This is a genomic window from Stenotrophomonas acidaminiphila (assembly GCF_001431595.1).
GTDB classification, from domain to species: domain Bacteria; phylum Pseudomonadota; class Gammaproteobacteria; order Xanthomonadales; family Xanthomonadaceae; genus Stenotrophomonas; species Stenotrophomonas acidaminiphila.
The window spans coordinates 1-19960 of record NZ_LDJO01000030.1 but is presented as its reverse complement, the minus strand read 5'-3'; the positions used below and the strand labels follow the sequence as shown (position 1 = coordinate 19960).

Here is a 19960-nt window from a genome sequence, read left to right as displayed (position 1 = left end):
TGTAACGGCACCACTCTAGGTGGGCGGGCGTTACCAGGATGTACAAAAAAGGTTGAGGCTCCATGACCGGGCGGTTGCGCGCCGAAGACAGGTGCCGGCGACCGCTCAGGAAACGCCCGGCCACCAGCCGCGCCCCTGCAATGCATAGCGGTCGGCCGCGCGCTCGAAGGGATTGCGGACGCTGACCCCACCGCAGGCCAGGTAGACCGGCAGGAACAACGGCCCCAGCACCATGTACTGGAACACGTGCGCGCGCTCATGGTCGCCGAGGCGGACCTGCGGATGGCTGCAGCGGCCGGCACGGTGTTCGTAGGTCGTACACGGCACGTCGAGGGTATCGCCGGTGTGCAGGATCACCATGCCCAGGGTGATTGCGCCGCCCGGCCCCCACGGCCAACGATGGAACACCAGCGCGCAGTCGCGCCGGTTCCAGTGCGGTCTGGCCCCCGCCGGCATGCCCGCCAGCCCCGCGGCCAGGCCGAGCAGGGTGTTGGGCGCCGTCCACAGCGCGCCCAGCAGGCGCGCCAGGCGCAGGCCCCATGCCGCAACGCGGCCACGTGCGCCTGCGGTTGCGGTGGAGGGGCGCTGCATTCGAGCCGTCAACCGCCGCGCAGCCGCAGCAACTGCTGGCGGAACCAGGGCGCGGCATCCTGCTCGGCACGGCCCGGGCACGCCACCCGGTAGGGCTTGCCGCTGATGCTGCTGCGGCTGGCGGCACGTTCGATGAACTGTTCGGCGCTGTCGGCCAGGCCGCGCTTGAGCAGGTAGTCGTACTTGCGCTGCAGGTGGCTGCGCGCTTCGGCCGCATCGTGCCAGCTGCCGTTACGCTGGAAGCGGCAGCCCGAATCCTCCAGTGCCTGCATCAATCCACCAATCTCGGCGCGGGCGGCGGCGCCGGGCGCGGCGTGCAGCGTGGACGGAACCACCGCCACACCCAGGAGCATCGCCAGCAAGATGCCGCGCGTCATGGGCGTTCGCTCAGCCAGCCGTGGATGGCGCTGGGTACCTCGCGCTGCGCACGTGCCGAGACATAGATGCCGATATGGCCGCCGCGGAAACCCAGCTCCGTGTAGTCGTCGCTGCCGGTGCGTCCGCGCAGTGCCCTGGACGCCGCCGGCGGCACCAGGTGGTCCTGCTCGGCGTAGATGTTGAGTACCGGCATCCGCAGGTTTTCCAGGTCCACCACCTCGGCACCGATGCGGATGCCGCCATGCATCAGCCCATTGGCCTGGTAGAACTGCTTGACGAACTCGCGGAACGCCTCGCCGGCCAGGTCGGGCGAGTCGAAGATCCACTTCTCCATGCGCAGGAAATCCTCCAGCGCCTGCCGGTCGTCGAGGATGTCCACCAGTCCCACGTATTTCTGCACATTGAGCCGGAACGGCTTGAGCATCAGGTAACTGGCGTTCATCAGGTCGGCCGGGACATTGCCCAGCGTATCGACGAACAGGTCCACGTCGACGTGCCGCGCCCAGTGCGAGAGCATGTTGTCCGCGGTGTGGAAATCCACCGGCGTGACCATGGTCACCAGGTTGCGCACCTTGTGCGGGCGCAGCGCGGCGTAGCACAGCGAGAACACCCCGCCCTGGCAGATGCCCAGCAGGTTGGGCGCCCCGCCATGCAGCGCATGCAGGTGGTCGACGGCGCCGTCGAGGTAGCGCAGCAGGTAGTCCTCCAGGGTCAGGAAACGCTCGGAGCGATCCGGGTAGCCCCAGTCCAGCACGTACACATCCTGGCCGGCGGCGAGCAGCTTCTGCACCAGCGAGCGGCCGTCCTGCAGGTCCACCATGTACGGCCGGTTGACCAGCGCGTAGACGATCAGCAGCGGCGGCTGCCCGGACGGCGCCCCGGTACCGACGAAGCGGTACAGCGTGACCTTGCCGTCGCTCCACACCGGCTGGCGTTCGGTGACGCCATAGTCGACGTCCTCCATGCCAGGCAGCAGCTTCAGCCCGTCGGCCAGCTTGCGCTGCAGCTGCAGGGTCTCCTGCAGCAGGTCGTCCATGCCGAACCCGAGCGGCCCCTTCATGGCTTGCCTCCGCGCCGCGGCGTGGCCGGGCGGGACGCGGTCCTGGCCGCGCGGACGCTGGCGGGTGCGGCCGGCTTGCCGGCCTTCGTTGCCGCCGCGGGCCGGTTCTTCGGTGCGGCGGCGCCGCCGTGCGCGGACGTCGACTTCACCGTCGACTTCGCCGTCGTCCTCGCCTTGGCCTCCGCTGGCGCCGGGGCGGGCGCGGTGCCGGTCGCGGCCATGCGCCGCATCCATCGCTCCAGTTCGGCGATGCGGCGGTGGGCGGCATCCATCTCGGTGCGCGTCGGCACTCCCATCAGCTCGCAGGCGCGCTCGAGCTCGTGCTGGGTGGCGGCGCGCAGGCGCATCTGGGTATTGGCCAGATCGGCGTAGATGCGCTGGAAATCCTCGGACATGGCCACCGTGGCATAGGCCTCTTCGGCGGCGTCGATCCACAGGTCGAACATCGCGCGGGCACTGGTGAGCTGGCTGCCGGGGGCCTCGTGCTCGGCCAGTTTGGCCTCGAAGCGATGGAAGGCATCATCCAGCATGCCGCGGATGGAGCCGACATAGGCCTCCATGCGCGCCTGGTGCTCCTGCTGCGCACGCAGCAAGCACTGCCAGCGCGCCTGGTGCTCGCGGGCCGGGCCGAAGGTCGGCGCGTTCAGCCAGCCGCCCTCGCCATGGCCGGACTGCAGCGCATGGACGAAATCGCGAATCCAGGGCTGGTCGCCCAGCGCGTTGCCACCGCGGGCCGCGTCGAGCATCCAGCGCACCATGGCGTCGCCCTGCCCCTCCACGGCGTCGCGCCAGGCGCCGGCGACTTCGGCGGCACTGCTGTCGCGGCCGGCGAAACGGGCCGCGACCTGCTGCATCGTGCCCAGCCAGTCACCGGCCTGCTGCTGGAAGCGGGCGCCGAGCTCATGCACCTGCGGCGCGGCGCCGGTGCTGACCAGCCGCGTCCACTGCGCGATGCCCTCCTGCCAGGGAAAGGCGTCCGGCGCACCTGCGGCGCCCTGGCCCACGGCCTGCTGCCATGCCTCCCAGGCGCGCTTCAGGCCGGCGTCGAAACCCGTGCTGTCGTTGTCCTCGGCCACTGCCGCTGCCCTGCTCCGCCGTTGTCGCGACGATGATAGCAACGCGGCCGCGCCGCAGCGGTCAGGGCTTGGGAATATGCAGGGTCTTGCTGATCATCAGCGAACCGGACAACGCGAACAGCAGCACCAGCGGATGCAGCTGCCACGGCCCCAGTTGCCAGACGCCGCCCCACAGGTTGGCGCCGATCGCGCCGAAATGGGCCGCCATCGCCAGCACGACCACCAGCGCCAGGCTGGTGGGGATCGGGGTTCCCTCGAAGTACGGGACCTTGTCCGAGTCGCCGGCGATTTCCTCGGCGGTGACGTTGTAGCGCGCCAGCCGGCTGACGCCGCAGCAGACGAAGTAGCTCAGCACCAGCCAGTCCCAGCCGCCCTGCATGCCGCAGGCGTAGGCCAGCGCGGCGGGGGCGACGCCGAAGGAGATCACGTCGGCCAGCGAATCCAGTTCGCGCCCCAGGGTGGAGGACGACTGCCGCCAGCGGGCGATACGGCCATCGAGCGCATCGAACACGAACGCCAGCGGGATCAGCGCCATGCCGAACAGCAGGAAGCCGCGCTGGCCGTCCTGCAGGAAGCGCATCGCCGCAAACACCGCACCGGTGCCGCAGAAGGCGTTGCCAAGCGTGAACCAGTCCGCGAGACGGAACTCGCGCAGCATCGAGAAGTGACGTTTCATGGGGACTCGCCGGACATGTACCCGGACAGGTTACCGCGAGCGCCCACGACCGCGACAGCACCGCGGGTACCGGACACCCACCTTGCGCCGGCACACCGGGGATCGCCATCATCGGTCATGGACCCGCCGCCGCCACGTCCGCCCACCCCTGAACGGACGACGACGATGCTGGACATTCCCACCCTGGCCGCACAGTTGCGGCACCCCCATGGCGACGCCGCAGTGGCCGTGGCCGAGTCGATGAACCGCAGCAATGGCGCGCTGAACCGCGCCGCGATCGCATTGCTGGCCGTCCAGGCCAACGAGCACATTCTGGAAATCGGCCCCGGCAACGCGGCCTTTGCCCCGCTGCTGCTCGCCGCGCCCGGCAGCCGTTACCTGGGCGTCGAGCTGTCCAGCGAGATGGTCCGCGCCGGCAACGCGCTCCTGCGCGGCAACGGGCTCGCCGGGCGCGCGCAGCTGCAGGCCGGCGATGCGCAGGCGCTTGCCGTGGGCAACGCCCGCTTCGACGCCGCACTGGCCGTGAACACCCTGTACTTCTGGCCGGACCTGCCCGGCGTCCTGGCGCGGCTGGCCACGGCGCTGCGCCCCGGGGGCCGGCTGTGCCTGGCCTTCGGCGATGCCGCGTTCATGCGCAGCCTGCCCTTCACCGCCCATGGCTTCCACCTGTACGAACGGGCCCGGGTCGAGCACGCGCTGCACGCCAGCGGCTTCCCGGCCTGGATCCACCGGACCCATGCCGAAACCGGCACCAGCAACGACGGCCGCCGGGTCGACAAGCAGTTCCACCTGCTGCTGGCCCGGCGCGGCTGACGCTTACAGGCGGCTATAGCTCCAGGACTGCATGCGGCCGTCGCGGTACGGCATCACCCCGTGGAACGGCCGCGGATCGGCATCGAACACCAGTGGCAGGAAATGGCGGTCGCCCTCCCACAGCGGCAGCGACTCGAGCCGGTCCACCGGCACCCATTCCAGCGTGCCCTCGGGGTTGGACTGCAGCGGCGTGCCGGTCCAGTCGTCGATCACGAACACGAAGGCGAACCAGTCTTCGCCGTGCTTGCCGAAGCCCGGCCAGCTCAGGGTGCCGCGCAGGCGGGTGGTGCCGCATTCGATCCCGGCTTCCTCGCGGATCTCGCGGTGCATGCATGCCAGCGCGTCTTCCTCCGGCTCCATCTTGCCGCCCAACCCGTTGTACTTGCCCAGGTGCATGTCGCCGGGACGGGTGTTGCGATGGATCATCAGGGCCTGGGTGCCGTCCCTGGACATCACGTATCCCAGGGTGGCGAGAATCGGGGTATAGGGCATCGGAATCGGGGCGTGCGGCGAAAACACGCAGTATGACCGATCGCCCCGCCACGCGAATGCGGCGCCGGGAACGGCGCGCCCGGCACCGGACATCGCCCGCGCGTGCGCCGGGCTCACATCGGCACGCCGGCCTCGTCGAGCCGGCGCAGGGTGGCCACGCCATGCCCGCGCTCGGCCAGGTATTCCAGCCATTTGCCGAGGAAGGTATTCATGCGCAGGCGATGGCTGACCAGTTCGTCCGCCGGGGGATACATGCCGATCACGTCCTGCCAGCGCCGGCCGACATAGCAGTGGGTGGTCTCCACCTGCTTCGCATCGCGGTACAGGCGCACGTAGGCCGACGGATCGGGCTCGCCGGTCAGCGGGTCGAGGATGCCATAGGTCATGCGCAGTTCGACCGTGTAGCGGTGGCACTCGATCACGTCCAGGTACAGGTCCAGGCCATCGCCGATGGATGAGGCATAGCGCCCCTGGTGCAGGTGGTCCGGTGCGAACAGCCGCATCAGGTGCTGGTAGTTTTCCGCGTACAGCCCCATCAGCCAGCCTAGGCGGCCAAGCCGGGGAATGCGATCGACGCGGGAAAGAGCCTGGTTCATGGGGTGATCGTACACGGCCCCCCTGGCCGCGGCATGCGCTGCGGCGGCCTCAGAACATCTCCCGCTGCAGCCCCAGCGTGCCGAGCACCTTGCTGGAGATCTCCTCGATCGAGGTATGCGTCGTGCTCAGGGTCGGGATGCGCTCCATCCTGAACATGGTTTCGGCCGCGGCCACCTCGCGGCGGCAGACCTCGGCGCTGGCGTAGCGCGAATTGGGCCGCCGCTCCTGGCGGATCTGCTGCAGCCGCTCGGGGTCGATGGTCAGCCCGAACAGCTTGTGCCGGTATGGGCGCAGCCGCGGCGGCAGGCGGTCGCTCTCTAGGTCCTCCTCGGTCAACGGATAGTTGGCCGCGCGGATGCCGTAGTGCAGCGCCAGGTAGATGCAGGTCGGGGTCTTGCCGGCGCGCGACACGGCCACCAGCACCACGTCGGCCTCGTCGTAGTTCACCGCGATGCCGTCGTCGTGGCTCAGGGCGAAGTTCATGGCGTTGATGCGGCGGTGGTAGGTGTCGAAGTCCACCATGCCGTGGGCCTGGCCGATCTTGGAGTGGCGGGTGGCCTCCAGTTCCTGTTCCAGCGGGCCGATGAACGGCACGAACACGTCCAGAACCAGTGCCCCGCTCTCCTCCAGGATCCGCCCCAGCGCCGAGTCGACGCAGGAGCTGACCACGATCGGCCGGACCTGGTAGCGCTCGCCCGCGGCGCGGATGCGGCGTGCGGCGTCGTGCGCCTTGTTGGCATCGTCCACGAACGACATGCGATCGGTCACGAAACTGAAGCCGGAGAACTGGGTCAACAGGCTGTGGCCCACGGTCTCGGCAGTGATGCCGGTACCGTCCGAGACATAGAACACCGGTCGGATCGCCGTCATGCAGGACTCCTTTGGAGGGGGAATGGCGCGGGGGGCGACGGATGACCCGCCGCTGTCCCGGGAAAGACAAGCACAAGACAAAGTAATGTCACAAGCTTGTGCCGCTTAGGTGTGCACTGCATCATATTGGCTTCTTCCTACGGACGTGGCCATACCAGCCCGCCTCGGGCGATGGCCTCAACGGAGCATCGCGCTTGAACGAGAACATCCTGTGGTTGCATGAACTGCGCTTGGCCGACCTGGCCCGCGTGGGGGGCAAGAATTCCTCGCTCGGCGAGATGATCGGCAACCTTGCCGGCCTGGGAGTCTCGGTACCTGGCGGCTATGCCACCACCGCCGAAGCGTTCAAGGACTTCATCGCCCACAACGACCTGTCCAAGCGCATCTTCGACCGCCTGGCCACGCTGGACGTGGAAGACGTCAACGCGCTGACCGCGGCCGGCGGCGAGATCCGCGGCTGGGTGATCGACGCGCCGCTGCAGCCGGCGCTGGACAAGGACATCCGCGACGCCTACGCGCGCCTGTGCGCCGACAACGGCGGCGGCGAAGTGGCCGTGGCGGTGCGTTCCTCGGCCACCGCCGAGGACCTGCCCGATGCCTCCTTCGCCGGCCAGCAGGAGACCTTCCTCAACGTCACCGGCGCCGACGACGTCGTGCGCAAGGTCAAGGAAGTGTTCGCCTCGCTGTACAACGACCGCGCCATTGCCTACCGCGTGCACCATGGCTTCAAGCACGAGGACGTGTTCCTGTCCGCCGGCGTGCAGCTGATGGTGCGCTCGGGCGTGGGCTCGTCGGGCGTGCTGTTCACCCTGGACACCGAATCGGGCTTCCGCGACGTGGTGTTCGTCACCTCCTCGTTCGGCCTGGGCGAGATGGTCGTGCAGGGTGCGGTCAACCCGGACGAGTTCTACGTCTACAAGCCCACCCTGCAGGCCGGCAAGCCGGCGATCCTGCGCCGCGCGCTCGGCAGCAAGGCGATCCGCATGGTGTATTCGGATGTCCCCGGCGAGCGGGTCAAGGTCGAGGACACCCCGGCCGAACTGCGCAACACCTTCTCGATCAGCGACGAAGACGTGCACGAGCTGTCCCGGCAGGCGCTGACGATCGAGAAGCACTACGGCCGCCCGATGGACATCGAGTGGGCCAAGGACGGGGTCAGCGGCAAGCTGTTCATCGTGCAGGCGCGCCCGGAAACGGTGAAGTCGCGCAGCCATGCCACCCAGATCGAGCGCTTCGCGCTGACCGAAAAGGGCGGCAAGGTACTGGCCGAAGGCCGTGCGGTCGGCGCCAAGATCGGTGCCGGCGTGGCCCGCGTGGTCAAGACCCTGGACGACATGAACCGCGTGCAGCCCGGCGACGTGCTGATCGCCGACATGACCGACCCCGACTGGGAGCCGGTGATGAAGCGCGCCTCGGCCATCGTCACCAACCGCGGTGGCCGTACCTGCCACGCGGCGATCATCGCCCGCGAGCTGGGCGTGCCGGCCGTGGTCGGCTCGGGCAACGCGACCCAGGTCATCGAGGACGGCCAGCTGGTCACCGTCAGCTGCGCCGAGGGCGATACCGGCTTCATCTATGAAGGCAAGCTGGGCTTCGAGCGCGCGACCACCGACCTGGGCAACATGCCGCCGGCGCCGCTGAAGATCATGATGAACGTGGCCAACCCCGAGCGCGCCTTCGATTTCGGCCAGCTGCCGAACGCCGGCATCGGCCTGGCCCGCCTGGAAATGATCATCGCCAGCCACATCGGCGTGCACCCGAACGCGCTGCTGCAGTACGACCGCCAGGATGCGGCCACGAAGAAGAAGATCGACGAGAAGATCGCCGGCTACAAGGACCCGGTGAGCTTCTACGTGGACCGCCTGGCCGAAGGCATCGCCACCCTCACCGCCTCGGTCGCGCCGAACCCGGTGATCGTGCGCCTGTCGGACTTCAAGTCCAACGAGTACGCCAACCTGATCGGCGGCAGCAGTTACGAGCCGCATGAAGAGAACCCGATGATCGGCTTCCGCGGCGCCAGCCGTTACGTCGACCCGAGCTTCTCGGCGGCGTTCGCCCTGGAGTGCCAGGCCGTGCTGCGCGTGCGCAACGAGATGGGCCTGGACAACCTGTGGGTGATGATCCCGTTCGTGCGCACCCTGGAGGAAGGCCGCAAGGTGGTCGAGGTGCTGGCGCAGAATGGGCTCAAGCAGGGCGAGAACGGCCTGAAGATCATCATGATGTGCGAGGTGCCGTCCAACGCGCTGCTCGCCGACGAGTTCCTGGAGATCTTCGATGGCTTCTCGATCGGCTCCAACGACCTGACCCAGCTCACGCTCGGCCTGGACCGCGACTCCTCCATCGTCGCCCACCTGTTCGACGAGCGGAATCCGGCGGTCAAGAAGCTGCTGTCGATGGCGATCAAGGCCGCCCGTGCCAAGGGCAAGTACGTCGGCATCTGCGGCCAGGGCCCGTCCGACCATCCGGATCTGGCCGAATGGCTGATGCAGGAAGGCATCGAGTCGGTGTCGCTGAACCCGGATACCGTGGTCGACACCTGGCTGCGACTGGCCAAGAGCAAGGCCGCGTCCTGATCCAGGCACGCGCGATGGCCCGCTGATCCAGACCAGGCCCCGGGAAACCGGGGCCTTGTTTCATGCGCCCCCGGCGGCGCCGGCCGGCACGCCTGTCCGGCCCGGGGAACTCCGGAAAAGACAACGCCCCGCGAGGGGGCGTTGTCTCCTTGCGAACTTCGGGATGGCCGCGCCATCCACCGGGCTCAACGCCGGGTGGACGCCGCATCCACCGCTGCCGTCTGCGTCACCACCTGGCCGTCGATGACCGGCAGGCGATCGCTGGCCGGCTTGTCATCCATGCGGACCTTCTTTTCCTGCCCGTTGAAACGGTAGGTGACGTCGTAGCCGACCGTGCGGCTGGCATTGCCGAGGGCGACGCGGCTGCCCGGCTGCTTGTCCATGCGCATGCTGCCGGTGCTGCCGTCGGCCTTGCGGTAGGTGACGTTGTAGCCGGTGACCCGCGAGGATTCCGACGCGGTCTGCTCGGTATGGCACTGGCGCTCGGTACGCTGCACCACGCGACCGCCGACATGGCGCTTGTCGATCTGGTTGCCGATCACCCCGCCGGCGACCGCACCGGCCGCGGTCGCCGCCTTGCGGCCGTCGCCCTTGCCCACCTGGTTGCCCAGCAGGCCACCGATGACCGCACCGGCAACCGTGCCGCCGACGTTGCCATCGCGCTCGGGCAGGCGCTCCTGCACCACCACGTCCTCGCACACCTCGCGCGGCACCGTGGTGGTGGATGTCTCGCGGACCGGCTCGCTGCCGATCACGGTGGCATAGGCCGGTTCGCTGCGGGTGACCGGCTCGACCTTGAGCACGTCGGCGTACTCCAGCGTGCCCTGGCTCGGGGCGAGGGCATTGCCGGCCGCCGCGTCATCGGCCAGCGGTGTGCTGTCCAGCACCGGCGTTCCACCCTGCGCCAGCGGCGCGGCCTTGTCGCGGCTGCTCATGAACGCGGCGGTGGCGATACCTCCCACCAGCAAGGCACCGGCAGCCACCAGAACAGTAGTCGTGTTGCTCTTCATCGTCTGCTCCCAGCGGGTCGCCCGCCTGTTGACCTGCGCGCAATTCCAGCACGATAAACCTGAACGAAGGCATCCACCGGGCCCGCCCCTGGATGAAAAGCCGGCCGGCTGTCGCAATATTGCACCTGCGCCCCTCCCTCTCCAAGGATTCCGCCATGTCCAGCCCGATGCTGCTGCCCTTCATGGAATGGGCGCGCAAGCTGCGCTACCCGACGCTGTTCAAGATCACCGCCGCACTGTTCATGCTGAGTGCGCTGCTGCCCGATCCGGTTCCCTTCGTCGACGAGATCCTGTTCGGCCTTGGCACCCTGCTGCTGGCCAACTGGAAGCGGCGCAAGGATCCGGTTGCCGCCACCGAGCCACCCGCCCTCCCGCGCAAGCGTTGACCGGTGCGCCTGGTAGACAGCCACTGCCACCTGGACGCGCCGGCGTTCGATGGCGACCGTGGCGCGGTACTGACCCGCGCCCGGGCCGCCGGCGTGGCGGCGATGGTGGTGCCTGCGATCACCGCGGCGGGCTGGCCGGGATTGCGCCAGGCCTGTGCCGCCGACCCCGCACTGCACCCGGCCTATGGCCTGCACCCGATGTTCCTGGCCGAGCATCGTCCGCAGCATCTGGACGCGCTGCGCACCTGGGTGGAGCGCGAGGCGCCCTGCGCCATCGGCGAGTGCGGGCTGGATTTCTTCGTTGAAGGCCTGGACGCCAGCACCCAGCGCCACTACTTCCACGCGCAGCTGCAGCTGGCGCGGGAGGCCGGGCTGCCGGTGATCGTGCATGCCCGCCGCGCCACCGAGGAGGTGATCCAGGCGCTGCGCCGCACCGGCGGCCTGCGCGGGGTGGTCCACAGCTTTTCCGGCAGCCCGGAACAGGCCCGGCAACTATGGGACATGGGTTTCCTGATCGGGCTGGGCGGGCCGCTCACCTACCCGCGCGCCAACCGCCTGCGTACGCTGGCGGCAACGATGCCGCTGGAGTTCCTGCTGCTGGAAACCGACGCGCCCGACCAGCCCGATGCGGCCATCCGCGGCCAGCGCAACGAACCGGCGCGCCTGCCCGGCATCGCCGCGACCATCGCCGGGCTGCGCGGCCAGGCGGTGGAGGAGATCGCCGCGCGCACGACCGACAACGCACGGCGCCTGTTCAACCTGCCGTTGGCGTGAACGACCGCGGCGACGGGCAATCCCCACGCCGCGCCGCCGCGCTCACCGCGCCTTGGGCTTGAGCAGCATCTCCAGGGCCTTGCCGACCGCGGCGAAGGCGAATGCGCCGGTGATGTGGGTGGCCGCGCCGAGGCCGGCACCGCAATCGAGCTTCAGCGCCGCATCGGCGCCCATGTTGGGCCGCAGCCCGCAGACGCTGCCATCGGCCTGCGGGTACTTCACGTTCTCCAGCGAATACACCGCCGGCACGCCGAAGTAGCGTTGCGGGTTCTTGGGAAAATTGAATTCGCCGCGCAGCTTCTTGCGGATCAGCGCCAGCATCGCGTCGTGCTCGGTCCGTGACACGTCGCGCACCCGCACCAGGGTGGGATCGGTGCGCCCTCCCGCCGCGCCGACGGTGATCAGCGGCAGCTTGCGTCGGCGGCACCAGGCGATGGCCTCCACCTTCACCCGGAAGCTGTCACAGGCGTCGATGACCAGGTCGAATCCGCGATCCAGCAGCTCGGCCATGTTGGCTGCGGTCAGGAACGCTTCCACCGCCTCGATGCTGGCATCGGGATTGATCGCGCGGCAGCGCTCGGCCATCGCCACGGCCTTGTTGCGCCCGTACTGGCCCGCCATCGCCGGCAACTGCCGGTTGGTATTGGACACGCAGATGTCGTCGGCATCGATCAGGACCAGGTGGCCCACCGCCGAACGCACCAGCGCCTCGACCACCCAGGACCCGACGCCGCCCATGCCGACCACCGCCACCCGGCAGGCCGACAGCCGCTCGATCGAGCCGGCGCCATACAACCGGTCGATGCCGGCAAAACGTTCGCGCAGTTGTGCTTTCATGCGCGCATTCTAGCCGTGGCCGCAAACGTGCCGTGCGTCGTACCATCGGGGCATTCCCAAGGAGCCCGGCCATGACCGAACCCAGCCGTACCCAGTCCAACGCATCCCGCTACCTGTTCGTGCTGATCGCCGGCCTGCTGGTCGGCATCGTCGCCACCGTGATGGCGATGCGGGCCATCCAGGCCCGGCAGGATCCGTTCCCGAACAGCCTGATGAACGTCATGGCGCGCCAGTCCCAGCTGCTCGGCGACAGCCGCAAGCAGAACCGCTGCAGCATCAACGACTCGACCCCGCGCCTGCAGACGCTGCGCCTGCTGAGCAACGACATGGACCTGGCCTTCCCCGGCCTGCGCGACGACACCCGCTTCCAGCAGCACGCCAGCCGCTTCCGCGCCACCTTGAACGATGCCCTGGCCTCGCCGCCGGCCGACTGCACCGCGCTGGCCGCCGTCACTGAACAGCTTGGAAACGACTGCAAGGCGTGCCACCAGGATTTCCGGTGATTCGACCTGGGTTTCACGCGTGGTTGGCTCGCCATTCACGCGTGGAACGGGAGGATTCACCGTGCCGGGTATGGTCATACCCGCTACCCATTTGGCAAGGAGAATCACCATGAAGATCCAGTTGATCGCTGCGGGCGCCATCGCCAGCCTGGCCCTGGCCGGCTGTGCCACCTCCCCCGGCTACGGCGGCAGCAGTTACGGCGGTGGCTACAACAACGGTGGTTACAACAGCGGCGGCTACAACAACAACCGTTGCGCCGACTGCGGCATCGTCACCCGTATCGACACGGTGGCTTCCGGCCGTACCGCGCCGTCGGCCACCGGCGCCATCCTCGGTGGCATCGTCGGCGCCGTGGCCGGCCATGAAATCTCCAGCCACACCGGCGGCAGCAAGGGCAACCAGAACGTCGCCGCCGCTGCGGGCGCCGCTGCCGGCGCACTGGCCGGCAACAAGATCCAGCAGAACGTCACCGGCGATTCCTACGACATCCAGGTGCGGATGGATGACGGCCGCGTGATCGTGGTCAACCAGAAGGACCTGGGCGGCATCCGCGAGAACACCTACGTGCGCGTGGTCAACGGCCGCGTGGTGCTGCGCTGAGGCAGGACCACCCTGGATGCTGCGCCCATGGAAAAGGCCCGCGTTCGCGGGCCTTTTCCTTTGTGCTGTTCCGCGGGCTGTATCAGACCGGCTGCACGGCGTCAGCCTGCAGGCCCTTCTGCCCCTGGACCACGGTGAAGGTGACCTTCTGGCCTTCCTTCAGGCTCTTGAAGCCCTGGGTCTGGATGGCGCGGAAGTGCACAAACACGTCTTCGCCATTCTCGCGGCTGATGAAGCCGAAGCCCTTGGCGTCATTGAACCACTTGACAATGCCGGTTTCGCGATCGGACATCTCGACTGACTCCCTGTTGCTCTCACGTTTGATGGATACGCCCCGGAAGGCGGCTGACTGCAAGGAGGAAGCGAGGTGTAACGATGCAGCAAATCATGCGATCTACCCATCAGGCCACGATTCACGGTGACCTTGCCAAGCTCAGCGGCTGAAACTTAACCCGACCATAACCAAAAATCAATCGGGGAAAGACAATCTTGTCAACCCCTTTTGGTCCTGCCCCGGAACCCGCATGGACTATTCATTCATACTGTATCTGCTAGCGGCCCTGCTGGTGATCGTCGGCATCGCCGGCGTCATCCTGCCCGCCCTGCCCGGCCTGCCGCTGGTTTTCGCCGGCCTGCTGGTGGCGGCCTGGGCAGATGGGTTCACCCGAGTCGGCTGGCTGCCACTGGTGGTCCTGGGGGTGTTGACCGCGCTGTCCATCGTGGTCGACGTGCTCGCAACCACACTGGGCGCGCAACGGCTCGGCGCCAGCCGGATGGCGCTGGCCGGGTCGGTGCTGGGAACCGTGGTCGGGCTGTTCTTCATGCCCATCGGCCTGTTCGTCGGCCCGTTCCTGGGCGCCCTGCTTGGCGAATACCTGCACGGCCGCCGGCTGGGCCAGGCCACCCGGGTCGGCTTCGGCACCTGGCTGGGCATCGTGCTGGGCGTGGCGCTCAAGCTCGGACTGGCAGTGGCGATGCTCGGCGTGTTCGCCATCGCCTGGTTCGTCTGAACCCGGGCCACATCGGCCATGACTCCCGCTGCACAGGGCAATGACCGACAATCGCTGCCCTGGATCACGCCCTGCGTCGCCGGGCGCCACCCCCTTGTACCGATGGACCGCTTCCGCATGCATACATCCCGCGCCCGCCCTGTCCTGCTGCTGGCCCTGTCAGGCTGTTCCGCCGCCGCCCTGGCACAGGAGTCGATCACCACGCCGGCCTCGCCGCAGGCCTGCTTCGCCCTGGATTCGGACGCCGCCCGCCTGAGCTGCTACGACAGTGCGCTCGGCCGCACCCCGGCCGACACGCGCGCCGCGGACGCGGCGGCCAGCGCCGCGCAGCAGACGCTCAAGGAAGCCAGGGCCGGCGCCAAGGAGCCGGAGCAGCCGTCGTCGCCGCGCAATGAGCTCTTCGCCCACGACGACCTCGCCTCGGCCGTGGCCAACGCCGGCCGCGGCTCGATGCTGGACAGCCGCTGGGAGCTGGCCAAGGATTCCAAGCTCGGCCTGTTCCAGCTGCGCGCCTACAAGCCGGTGTACCTGCTGCCCGCGTTCTGGAGCAGCAAGCCGAACCGGCTGCCGCACTCGCCCAACCCGGCCAACACCGCGACCGAAGCCGAGGACCTGGACGCCACCGAACTGAAGTTCCAGCTCAGCTTCAAGACCAAGGTCGCCGAGAACCTGTTCGGCGACAACGGCGACATCTGGGTCGGCTATACCCAGAGTTCGCGCTGGCAGGCCTACAACAGCGAGATCTCGCGCCCGTTCCGCGAGACCAACTACGAGCCCGAAGCCATGCTGGTGTTCCGCAACGGCTATTCGCTGTTCGGCTGGAACGGGCGCATGACCGGCATCAGCCTCAACCACCAGTCCAATGGCCGCAGCGACCCGCTGTCGCGCAGCTGGAACCGGGTGATCCTGAATGTCGGCCTGGACCGCGACAACTGGGCGATCATGCTGCGGCCGTGGTATCGCATCCCGGAAAACGGCCGCGACGACAACAACCCGGACATCGAGGACTACATCGGCCGCGGCGACGCGACCGTGGTCTACAACCGCAACGGCCACGAGTTCTCGGTGACCGCGCGGCATTCGCTGCGCGGCGGCGACCGCTCGCACGGCTCGGTACAGCTGGACTATGGTTTCCCGCTCAGCCGGCTGCTGCGCGGCCACGTCCAGGTGTTCGACGGTTATGGCGAAAGCATGATCGACTACAACCACCGCGCCACCTATGTCGGCGTCGGCATCTCGCTGCTGGAATGGTTCTGAAGGCAATGAAAGCAACGATCTGGCACAACAACCGCTGTTCGAACTCCCGCGGCGCCCTGGCCCTGCTGCAGCAGGCCGGCGCCGACATCGAGGTCATCGACTACCTGGCCACGCCGCCCGACCCGGCCACCCTGCGCCAGCTGCTCGACGAGATGGGCATCCCCGCGCGCGACCTGCTGCGCAGCAAGGAGCCCGCCTACGTCGAACTGGGGCTGGCCGACCGGCTCGACGACGAGGCGGCCCTGGTCGAGGCGATGGCGATGCACCCGGCGCTGATCAACCGGCCGATCGTGCGCACGCCCAAGGGCACCGCGCTGTGCCGCCCGCCGGAGACGGTGCGCACCCTGCTGTAACCCGCACGGGTAGATGCCGGCAACGGCGCAGGCCCGAGCGGCGGCGGGCAATGCCACCGCCGCGGGCCGCCACCGCCACTGCGCCCCCTGCCCCCCGGCAGGGCCGGACTTGTCGCCCTTCACCGGGTACAGGCAGAATCCGGCGGCCCCTCGACAGGAAGTCCGCGCATGGCCCGACCGCACCGTTCCTTCTTCGCCCATGCCTCCGCGCTGCTGGGGCTGTTGAGCCTGATGGCGGTGGCCTGTTTCCATTTCCCGGAACTGCTGACCAGCCGCGAATTCCGCGCCGTCTACAACGAACAGTTCGCCCGCCACCTGCTGCTGGTCGGCCTGGCCGCCGCATTCGTGCTGGGTACGCTGGCCATCCTGCGCGACCGCAACAAGCGCATCGCCACGATCGGCGTCGGCAGCGCGACCCTCGCGGTGCTGCTGGGCGGCACCAACGTGCAGTTCGACGCGATCGGACAGACGCCCTATTCGCTGGGACTGGACTGGTTCGTGCTGTCGCTGTTCTTCTCGGCGCTGGTGTTCGTGCCGCTGGAGCGCTACCTCGGCAAGCGCACGCTGTCGCCGCTGCGCCCGGGCTGGCGCACCGACGTGGCCTACTTCTTCATGAGCCACGTGCTGGTGCAGTTCATCCTGATCCTGGTCACCGCCTCCACCTCCACCATCGCCGGTCTGGCCGCGTTCCCGTCACTGAAGGCCGCGATCCAGTCGCTTCCGGTCTGGGCGCAGTTCCTGATCGCGGTGTTCGTGGCCGACATGGCGCAGGCGCTGCTGCACCGCGCCTACCACAACATCCCATGGCTGTGGCGCTTCCACGCCGTGCACCATTCCAGCCGGCACATGGACTGGCTGGCCGGCTCGCGCATCCATTTCATCGAGATCGTGATGACCCGCAGCGCGGTGCTGCTGCCGCTGCTGGTGCTGGGCTTCTCGACCCCTGCGGTCAATGCCTACGTGATCCTGGTCGGGCTGCAGGCGGTGCTGGCCCACGCCAACCTCGGGCTCCGCTTCGGCTGGCTGGAGTACCTGGTGGTGCTGCCGCGCTACCACCACTGGCACCACGCCCGGCAGAAGGAATACGTGGACGTGAACTACGCCATCCACCTGCCGCTGGTGGACATGCTGATGGGCACCTTCAAGCTGCCGCGCGACCCGGCGCAGTGGCCGCAGGAGTACGGCGTGATGAAACTGGAGACGGTACCCAAGGGCATCGTGCGCCAGCACCTGATGCCGTTCCAGGGCGGCCGCAGATTCGACGACTACGTGGATTGAGCCATGCCCGGCCGGCCCGTGCCCGGCAGTGCGCCCGCCCACGCAGGCAAGGGCCCGGGGCGCGGGCTCAGGTCCAGTCGCTGATGCCCTCGCGGCGGTAGACCTCGGCCAGCGCGGGGCGGTCCTTCATCCGCCGCGCATGCGCGGCCAGCACCGGCCAGGCGTCGCTCGGGCATGGCATGTTGCGCGACCAGCGCATCAGCATGGTCATCATGAAGTCCACAACCGAAACCTGCGCGCCGAGCATGTACGGCCCTTCGTCCTGCAGGTGATCGGCCACCTGCTGCCAGGCGGCCTCCAGCTGCACCCGTGCACGCCCCTTCACCGCATCGGCATTGGCCTCGCCGGCGGGCTCATGCGGATAGAACCACGCCCGGTAGGCCGGCATCAGGGTGTAGACGCAGAAGCACATCCAGCGGTAGTACGCGCCGCGTGCCGCGGTGCCTGGCGCCGGCGCCAGGCCCGCCTGCGGGTGCAGGTCGGCCAGATGCATGGCAATGGCGGCCGATTCGGTGAGCACCTGGCCGTCGATCAGCAGCGTCGGCACCCGTCCGGCCGGATTGATCGCCAGGTAACCCGGCGACTTCTGCTCGTTCCGCTCGAAATCGAGCTGGTGCAGCTCGTGTTCGATGCCCAGCTCGATCAACAGCCAGTGCACCACCAGCGATGCGGTGCTTTGCGATCCATACAGGACGACGGACATGCGGCTCTCCCTGGCAGTGGTGCGCCATCTTAGCGTCGCCCGCTGTCACGGCGGGACAGCCCCGCCGCAGACAGGCCCGCGGCGGCGGGGCCGCTCAGTTGCAGCCGGCCATGCAGCTGTTCAGGCGCTCGCCGCATACCGCCGCCGCCGAGCGGTTCTGGCAGAACGCCTGCGACGTCTGGCAGGCGCCGCGCAGCTCGGGGTTGGTGATCGTGTCGCACTGGTTGTCGCGGCTGGCCTGGCCGCAATCGCCGTAGCCGCGGGGATTGGCGTTGCAGCGCTGATAGGCGTTCTGGCAATGGTTCACGCAGGCGGCCGGGTCGTCGCGCGGCGGATCGCGCCATCCCCCGTCGCTGGAACAGCCTGCCACCAGCAACGTCATGCCCACCCGCATCGCCCAAAACCCAGCACGCATGCCCGCACCTCCCGATGAGAAACGGCCCGAGCATACGCCCGGGCCGCTTCAAAGACACCGCAGGGGCGGCCGCGCCTTACTCCACGACCACCGGGATCTTGCCGATGCGGGCCTGCCATTCGCGCGGGCCGGTCCTGTGCACCGACTCGCCGGTGGAATCGACCGCCACCGTCACCGGCATGTCCTGCACGGTGAACTCGTAGATCGCCTCCATGCCCAGGTCGGCGAACCCGACCACCTTCGAGGCATTGATCGCCTTGGACACCAGGTAGGCCGAGCCGCCGACCGCCATCAGGTAGGCCGACTTGTTGTCGCGGATCGCCTCGATCGCCGCCGGGCCGCGCTCGGCCTTGCCGACCATGCCCAACAGGCCGGTCTGCTCCAGGATCTGGCGGGTGAACTTGTCCATGCGGGTCGCCGTGGTCGGACCGGCCGGCCCCACCACCTCGTCGCGCACCGGATCGACCGGGCCGACGTAATAGATGAAGCGGCCCTTCAGGTCGACCGGCAGCGGCTCGCCCTTGTTGAGCATGTCGACCATGCGCTTGTGCGCGGCGTCGCGCCCGGTCAGCAGCTTGCCGTTGAGCAGCAGGGTCTGGCCCGGCTTCCAGCTGGCCACTTCCTCCGGGGTGACGGTGTCCAGGTCGACACGGGTGCCCTTGGAAGCGTCGTAGGTGATCTGCGGCCAGTCTTCCAGCGACGGCGGATCCAGCATCACCGGGCCACTGCCGTCCAGGGTGAAGTGCGCATGGCGGGTCGCGGCGCAGTTCGGGATCATCGCCACCGGCAGGTTGGCGGCATGGGTCGGGTAGTCCTTGACCTTGATGTCCAGCACCGTGGTCAGGCCGCCCAGGCCCTGCGCGCCGATGCCCAGCGCATTGACCTTGTCGTACAGCTCCAGGCGCAGTTCCTCGGCGCGGTTGGACGGGCCGCGGGCCTTGAGCTCGTTGATGTCGATCGGCTCCATCAGCGCCTCCTTGGCCAGCAGCATCGCCTTCTCGGCGGTGCCGCCGATGCCGATGCCGAGCATGCCCGGCGGACACCAGCCGGCGCCCATGGTCGGCACGGTCTTGAGCACCCAGTCGACGATGGAGTCGGACGGGTTGAGCATGGCGAACTTGCTCTTGGCCTCCGAACCGCCGCCCTTGGCGGCGACGATCACCTCGACGGTATCGCCCGGCACGACCTTGACGTTGACCACGCCCGGGGTGTTGTCGCGGGTATTGGTGCGCTTGCCGGCCGGGTCGGCCAGCACCGAGGCGCGCAGCTTGTTGTCCGGGTAGGCGTAGGCGCGGCGGATGCCCTCGTTGGCCATGTCCTCCACGCCCATGGTGGCGTCGTCCCAGCGCACGTTCATGCCGATCTCGAGGAACACGGTGACGATGCCGGTGTCCTGGCAGATCGGGCGGTGGCCCTCGGCGCACATGCGCGAGTTGATCAGGATCTGCGCCATCGCCTCCTTGGCCGCCGGCGACTCCTCGCGCTCATAGGCAGCGGCCAGGTTCTTGATGTAGTCGACCGGGTGGTAGTACGAGATGTACTGCAGCGCGTCGGCGATGGACTGGATGAGGTCTTCCTGCTTGATCGATGTCACGGCTTGCTCGAGGCTGGCGGGGGTTGAGCTGCGTATTTTACGCCCTGCCGTCCATGACGGGCGCCCTGCGGGCCAGCGCTGCGCGCTGTTGGGAACCGCTCCCGGCGGTTTCC

The 19960-nt window shown here is 68.5% G+C and carries 24 protein-coding genes; 10 read left to right on the top strand and 14 right to left on the bottom strand.

The annotated features are described in order from the left end of the window. Positions 1–105 precede the first annotated feature (105 nt). The 5 genes from ABB33_RS10940 to ABB33_RS10920 all read right to left on the bottom strand — a co-directional run bounded on the left by ABB33_RS10940 (position 106) and on the right by ABB33_RS10920 (position 3781). Positions 106–591, bottom strand: coding sequence for a hypothetical protein (locus tag ABB33_RS10940; RefSeq protein ID WP_056932129.1), 486 nt, complete (start codon positions 589–591; stop codon positions 106–108). Between the two features lie 8 nt (positions 592–599). After that, positions 600–968 (bottom strand): YfeK family protein, encoded by a 369-nt coding sequence (locus tag ABB33_RS10935; protein WP_054665403.1) that lies wholly within the window; start codon positions 966–968, stop codon positions 600–602. Beyond that, a complete protein-coding gene (locus ABB33_RS10930; RefSeq protein ID WP_056932128.1) occupies positions 965–2029 on the bottom strand; it encodes a class III poly(R)-hydroxyalkanoic acid synthase subunit PhaC in 1065 nt (354 codons plus the stop codon). The genes ABB33_RS10935 and ABB33_RS10930 overlap by 4 nt, the downstream gene beginning before the upstream one ends. Continuing rightward, entirely contained in the window at positions 2026–3105 is a 1080-nt protein-coding gene (gene phaE, locus ABB33_RS10925; protein WP_056932127.1) for a class III poly(R)-hydroxyalkanoic acid synthase subunit PhaE, read from the bottom strand. The genes ABB33_RS10930 and phaE overlap by 4 nt, the downstream gene beginning before the upstream one ends. Positions 3106–3166: 61 nt before the next feature. Continuing rightward, a complete protein-coding gene (locus ABB33_RS10920; protein ID WP_056932126.1) occupies positions 3167–3781 on the bottom strand; it encodes a CDP-alcohol phosphatidyltransferase family protein in 615 nt (204 codons plus the stop codon). A 165-nt stretch (positions 3782–3946) separates the two neighbouring features. Here ABB33_RS10920 and ABB33_RS10915 point away from each other — a divergent pair, with 165 nt between their 5' ends. Next, positions 3947–4594, top strand: coding sequence for a class I SAM-dependent methyltransferase (locus ABB33_RS10915; RefSeq protein WP_056932125.1), 648 nt, complete (start codon positions 3947–3949; stop codon positions 4592–4594). 3 nt (positions 4595–4597) lie between these two features. On the opposite strand, the gene ABB33_RS10910 is transcribed toward ABB33_RS10915, so the two are convergent. From ABB33_RS10910 to ppsR, 3 genes are all read right to left on the bottom strand, one after another. After that, positions 4598–5086, bottom strand: a complete 489-nt coding sequence (locus ABB33_RS10910; protein ID WP_054665390.1) for an NUDIX hydrolase — start codon at positions 5084–5086, stop codon at positions 4598–4600. A gap of 113 nt (positions 5087–5199) precedes the next feature. After that, entirely contained in the window at positions 5200–5682 is a 483-nt protein-coding gene (locus ABB33_RS10905; protein ID WP_054665388.1) for a DUF1249 domain-containing protein, read from the bottom strand. Between the two features lie 49 nt (positions 5683–5731). Continuing rightward, a complete protein-coding gene (gene ppsR / locus ABB33_RS10900; RefSeq protein ID WP_054665384.1) occupies positions 5732–6553 on the bottom strand; it encodes a posphoenolpyruvate synthetase regulatory kinase/phosphorylase PpsR in 822 nt (273 codons plus the stop codon). Positions 6554–6747: 194 nt separating this feature from the next. Here ppsR and ppsA point away from each other — a divergent pair, with 194 nt between their 5' ends. Then, positions 6748–9126 carry a phosphoenolpyruvate synthase gene (ppsA, locus tag ABB33_RS10895; RefSeq protein ID WP_056932124.1) on the top strand — a complete coding sequence of 793 codons (2379 nt, stop codon included), beginning with the start codon at positions 6748–6750 and terminating at the stop codon, positions 9124–9126. A gap of 185 nt (positions 9127–9311) precedes the next feature. Here ppsA and ABB33_RS10890 read toward each other — a convergent pair whose 3' ends face one another. Then, the gene (locus ABB33_RS10890) at positions 9312–10136 is read right to left on the bottom strand and encodes a glycine zipper 2TM domain-containing protein (protein WP_056932123.1); all 825 of its coding nucleotides are present in this window, start codon (positions 10134–10136) and stop codon (positions 9312–9314) included. Positions 10137–10291: 155 nt separating this feature from the next. Between ABB33_RS10890 and ABB33_RS10885 the strand changes: the two genes are divergently transcribed. Together ABB33_RS10885 and ABB33_RS10880 are read left to right on the top strand one after the other, a co-directional pair. Next, positions 10292–10522, top strand: coding sequence for a DUF6116 family protein (locus tag ABB33_RS10885; protein WP_054665377.1), 231 nt, complete (start codon positions 10292–10294; stop codon positions 10520–10522). 3 nt (positions 10523–10525) lie between these two features. Further along, the gene (locus tag ABB33_RS10880) at positions 10526–11296 is read left to right on the top strand and encodes a TatD family hydrolase (RefSeq protein ID WP_056932122.1); all 771 of its coding nucleotides are present in this window, start codon (positions 10526–10528) and stop codon (positions 11294–11296) included. Between the two features lie 42 nt (positions 11297–11338). Here the strand turns inward: ABB33_RS10880 and ABB33_RS10875 are convergent, their stop codons facing one another. Next, a complete protein-coding gene (locus tag ABB33_RS10875) occupies positions 11339–12133 on the bottom strand; it encodes a tRNA threonylcarbamoyladenosine dehydratase (protein ID WP_056932121.1) in 795 nt (264 codons plus the stop codon). A gap of 71 nt (positions 12134–12204) precedes the next feature. Between ABB33_RS10875 and ABB33_RS10870 the strand changes: the two genes are divergently transcribed. Then, positions 12205–12636 (top strand): cytochrome c, encoded by a 432-nt coding sequence (locus tag ABB33_RS10870; protein WP_056932120.1) that lies wholly within the window; start codon positions 12205–12207, stop codon positions 12634–12636. Between the two features lie 109 nt (positions 12637–12745). After that, on the top strand, positions 12746–13237 hold the full coding sequence (locus ABB33_RS10865; protein WP_054665366.1) for a glycine zipper 2TM domain-containing protein: 492 nt from the start codon (positions 12746–12748) through the stop codon (positions 13235–13237). An 82-nt stretch (positions 13238–13319) separates the two neighbouring features. Here ABB33_RS10865 and ABB33_RS10860 read toward each other — a convergent pair whose 3' ends face one another. Next, positions 13320–13529, bottom strand: coding sequence for a cold-shock protein (locus tag ABB33_RS10860; RefSeq protein ID WP_054665365.1), 210 nt, complete (start codon positions 13527–13529; stop codon positions 13320–13322). Positions 13530–13761: 232 nt separating this feature from the next. Here ABB33_RS10860 and ABB33_RS10855 point away from each other — a divergent pair, with 232 nt between their 5' ends. From ABB33_RS10855 to ABB33_RS10840, 4 genes are all read left to right on the top strand, one after another. Continuing rightward, positions 13762–14247 carry a DUF456 domain-containing protein gene (locus tag ABB33_RS10855; RefSeq protein ID WP_056932119.1) on the top strand — a complete coding sequence of 162 codons (486 nt, stop codon included), beginning with the start codon at positions 13762–13764 and terminating at the stop codon, positions 14245–14247. 117 nt (positions 14248–14364) lie between these two features. Beyond that, complete coding sequence (locus tag ABB33_RS10850; protein WP_054668662.1) at positions 14365–15504, top strand: phospholipase A; 1140 nt, start codon at positions 14365–14367, stop codon at positions 15502–15504. Positions 15505–15509: 5 nt separating this feature from the next. Then, a complete protein-coding gene (gene arsC, locus ABB33_RS10845; RefSeq protein WP_056932118.1) occupies positions 15510–15857 on the top strand; it encodes an arsenate reductase (glutaredoxin) in 348 nt (115 codons plus the stop codon). Between the two features lie 168 nt (positions 15858–16025). Further along, complete coding sequence (locus ABB33_RS10840) at positions 16026–17135, top strand: sterol desaturase family protein (protein WP_054665358.1); 1110 nt, start codon at positions 16026–16028, stop codon at positions 17133–17135. Between the two features lie 67 nt (positions 17136–17202). Here ABB33_RS10840 and ABB33_RS10835 read toward each other — a convergent pair whose 3' ends face one another. The 3 genes from ABB33_RS10835 to ABB33_RS10825 form a co-directional block, all read right to left on the bottom strand. Beyond that, positions 17203–17838, bottom strand: coding sequence for a glutathione S-transferase family protein (locus ABB33_RS10835; RefSeq protein ID WP_054665355.1), 636 nt, complete (start codon positions 17836–17838; stop codon positions 17203–17205). 94 nt (positions 17839–17932) lie between these two features. After that, the gene (locus tag ABB33_RS10830; RefSeq protein ID WP_152985048.1) at positions 17933–18253 is read right to left on the bottom strand and encodes a hypothetical protein; all 321 of its coding nucleotides are present in this window, start codon (positions 18251–18253) and stop codon (positions 17933–17935) included. Between the two features lie 76 nt (positions 18254–18329). Beyond that, positions 18330–19847, bottom strand: a complete 1518-nt coding sequence (locus ABB33_RS10825) for a fumarate hydratase (protein ID WP_056932117.1) — start codon at positions 19845–19847, stop codon at positions 18330–18332. Positions 19848–19960: the final 113 nt, after the last annotated feature.

Bases quoted from the DNA above. Each gene is read 5' to 3' on its own strand.
- ABB33_RS10940 (WP_056932129.1), bottom strand. From the start codon at position 591: ATGCAGCGCCCCTCCACCGCAACCGCAGGCGCACGTGGCCGCGTTGCG.
- ABB33_RS10935 (WP_054665403.1), bottom strand. From the start codon at position 968: ATGACGCGCGGCATCTTGCTGGCGATGCTCCTGGGTGTGGCGGTGGTT.
- ABB33_RS10930 (WP_056932128.1), bottom strand. From the start codon at position 2,029: ATGAAGGGGCCGCTCGGGTTCGGCATGGACGACCTGCTGCAGGAGACC.
- ABB33_RS10920 (WP_056932126.1), bottom strand. From the start codon at position 3,781: ATGAAACGTCACTTCTCGATGCTGCGCGAGTTCCGTCTCGCGGACTGG.
- ABB33_RS10915 (WP_056932125.1), top strand. From the start codon at position 3,947: ATGCTGGACATTCCCACCCTGGCCGCACAGTTGCGGCACCCCCATGGC.
- ABB33_RS10910 (WP_054665390.1), bottom strand. From the start codon at position 5,086: ATGCCCTATACCCCGATTCTCGCCACCCTGGGATACGTGATGTCCAGG.
- ABB33_RS10905 (WP_054665388.1), bottom strand. From the start codon at position 5,682: ATGAACCAGGCTCTTTCCCGCGTCGATCGCATTCCCCGGCTTGGCCGC.
- ppsR (WP_054665384.1), bottom strand. From the start codon at position 6,553: ATGACGGCGATCCGACCGGTGTTCTATGTCTCGGACGGTACCGGCATC.
- ABB33_RS10890 (WP_056932123.1), bottom strand. From the start codon at position 10,136: ATGAAGAGCAACACGACTACTGTTCTGGTGGCTGCCGGTGCCTTGCTG.
- ABB33_RS10885 (WP_054665377.1), top strand. From the start codon at position 10,292: ATGTCCAGCCCGATGCTGCTGCCCTTCATGGAATGGGCGCGCAAGCTG.
- ABB33_RS10875 (WP_056932121.1), bottom strand. From the start codon at position 12,133: ATGAAAGCACAACTGCGCGAACGTTTTGCCGGCATCGACCGGTTGTAT.
- ABB33_RS10870 (WP_056932120.1), top strand. From the start codon at position 12,205: ATGACCGAACCCAGCCGTACCCAGTCCAACGCATCCCGCTACCTGTTC.
- ABB33_RS10865 (WP_054665366.1), top strand. From the start codon at position 12,746: ATGAAGATCCAGTTGATCGCTGCGGGCGCCATCGCCAGCCTGGCCCTG.
- ABB33_RS10860 (WP_054665365.1), bottom strand. From the start codon at position 13,529: ATGTCCGATCGCGAAACCGGCATTGTCAAGTGGTTCAATGACGCCAAG.
- ABB33_RS10855 (WP_056932119.1), top strand. From the start codon at position 13,762: ATGGACTATTCATTCATACTGTATCTGCTAGCGGCCCTGCTGGTGATC.
- ABB33_RS10850 (WP_054668662.1), top strand. From the start codon at position 14,365: ATGCATACATCCCGCGCCCGCCCTGTCCTGCTGCTGGCCCTGTCAGGC.
- arsC (WP_056932118.1), top strand. From the start codon at position 15,510: ATGAAAGCAACGATCTGGCACAACAACCGCTGTTCGAACTCCCGCGGC.
- ABB33_RS10840 (WP_054665358.1), top strand. From the start codon at position 16,026: ATGGCCCGACCGCACCGTTCCTTCTTCGCCCATGCCTCCGCGCTGCTG.
- ABB33_RS10835 (WP_054665355.1), bottom strand. From the start codon at position 17,838: ATGTCCGTCGTCCTGTATGGATCGCAAAGCACCGCATCGCTGGTGGTG.
- ABB33_RS10830 (WP_152985048.1), bottom strand. From the start codon at position 18,253: ATGCGTGCTGGGTTTTGGGCGATGCGGGTGGGCATGACGTTGCTGGTG.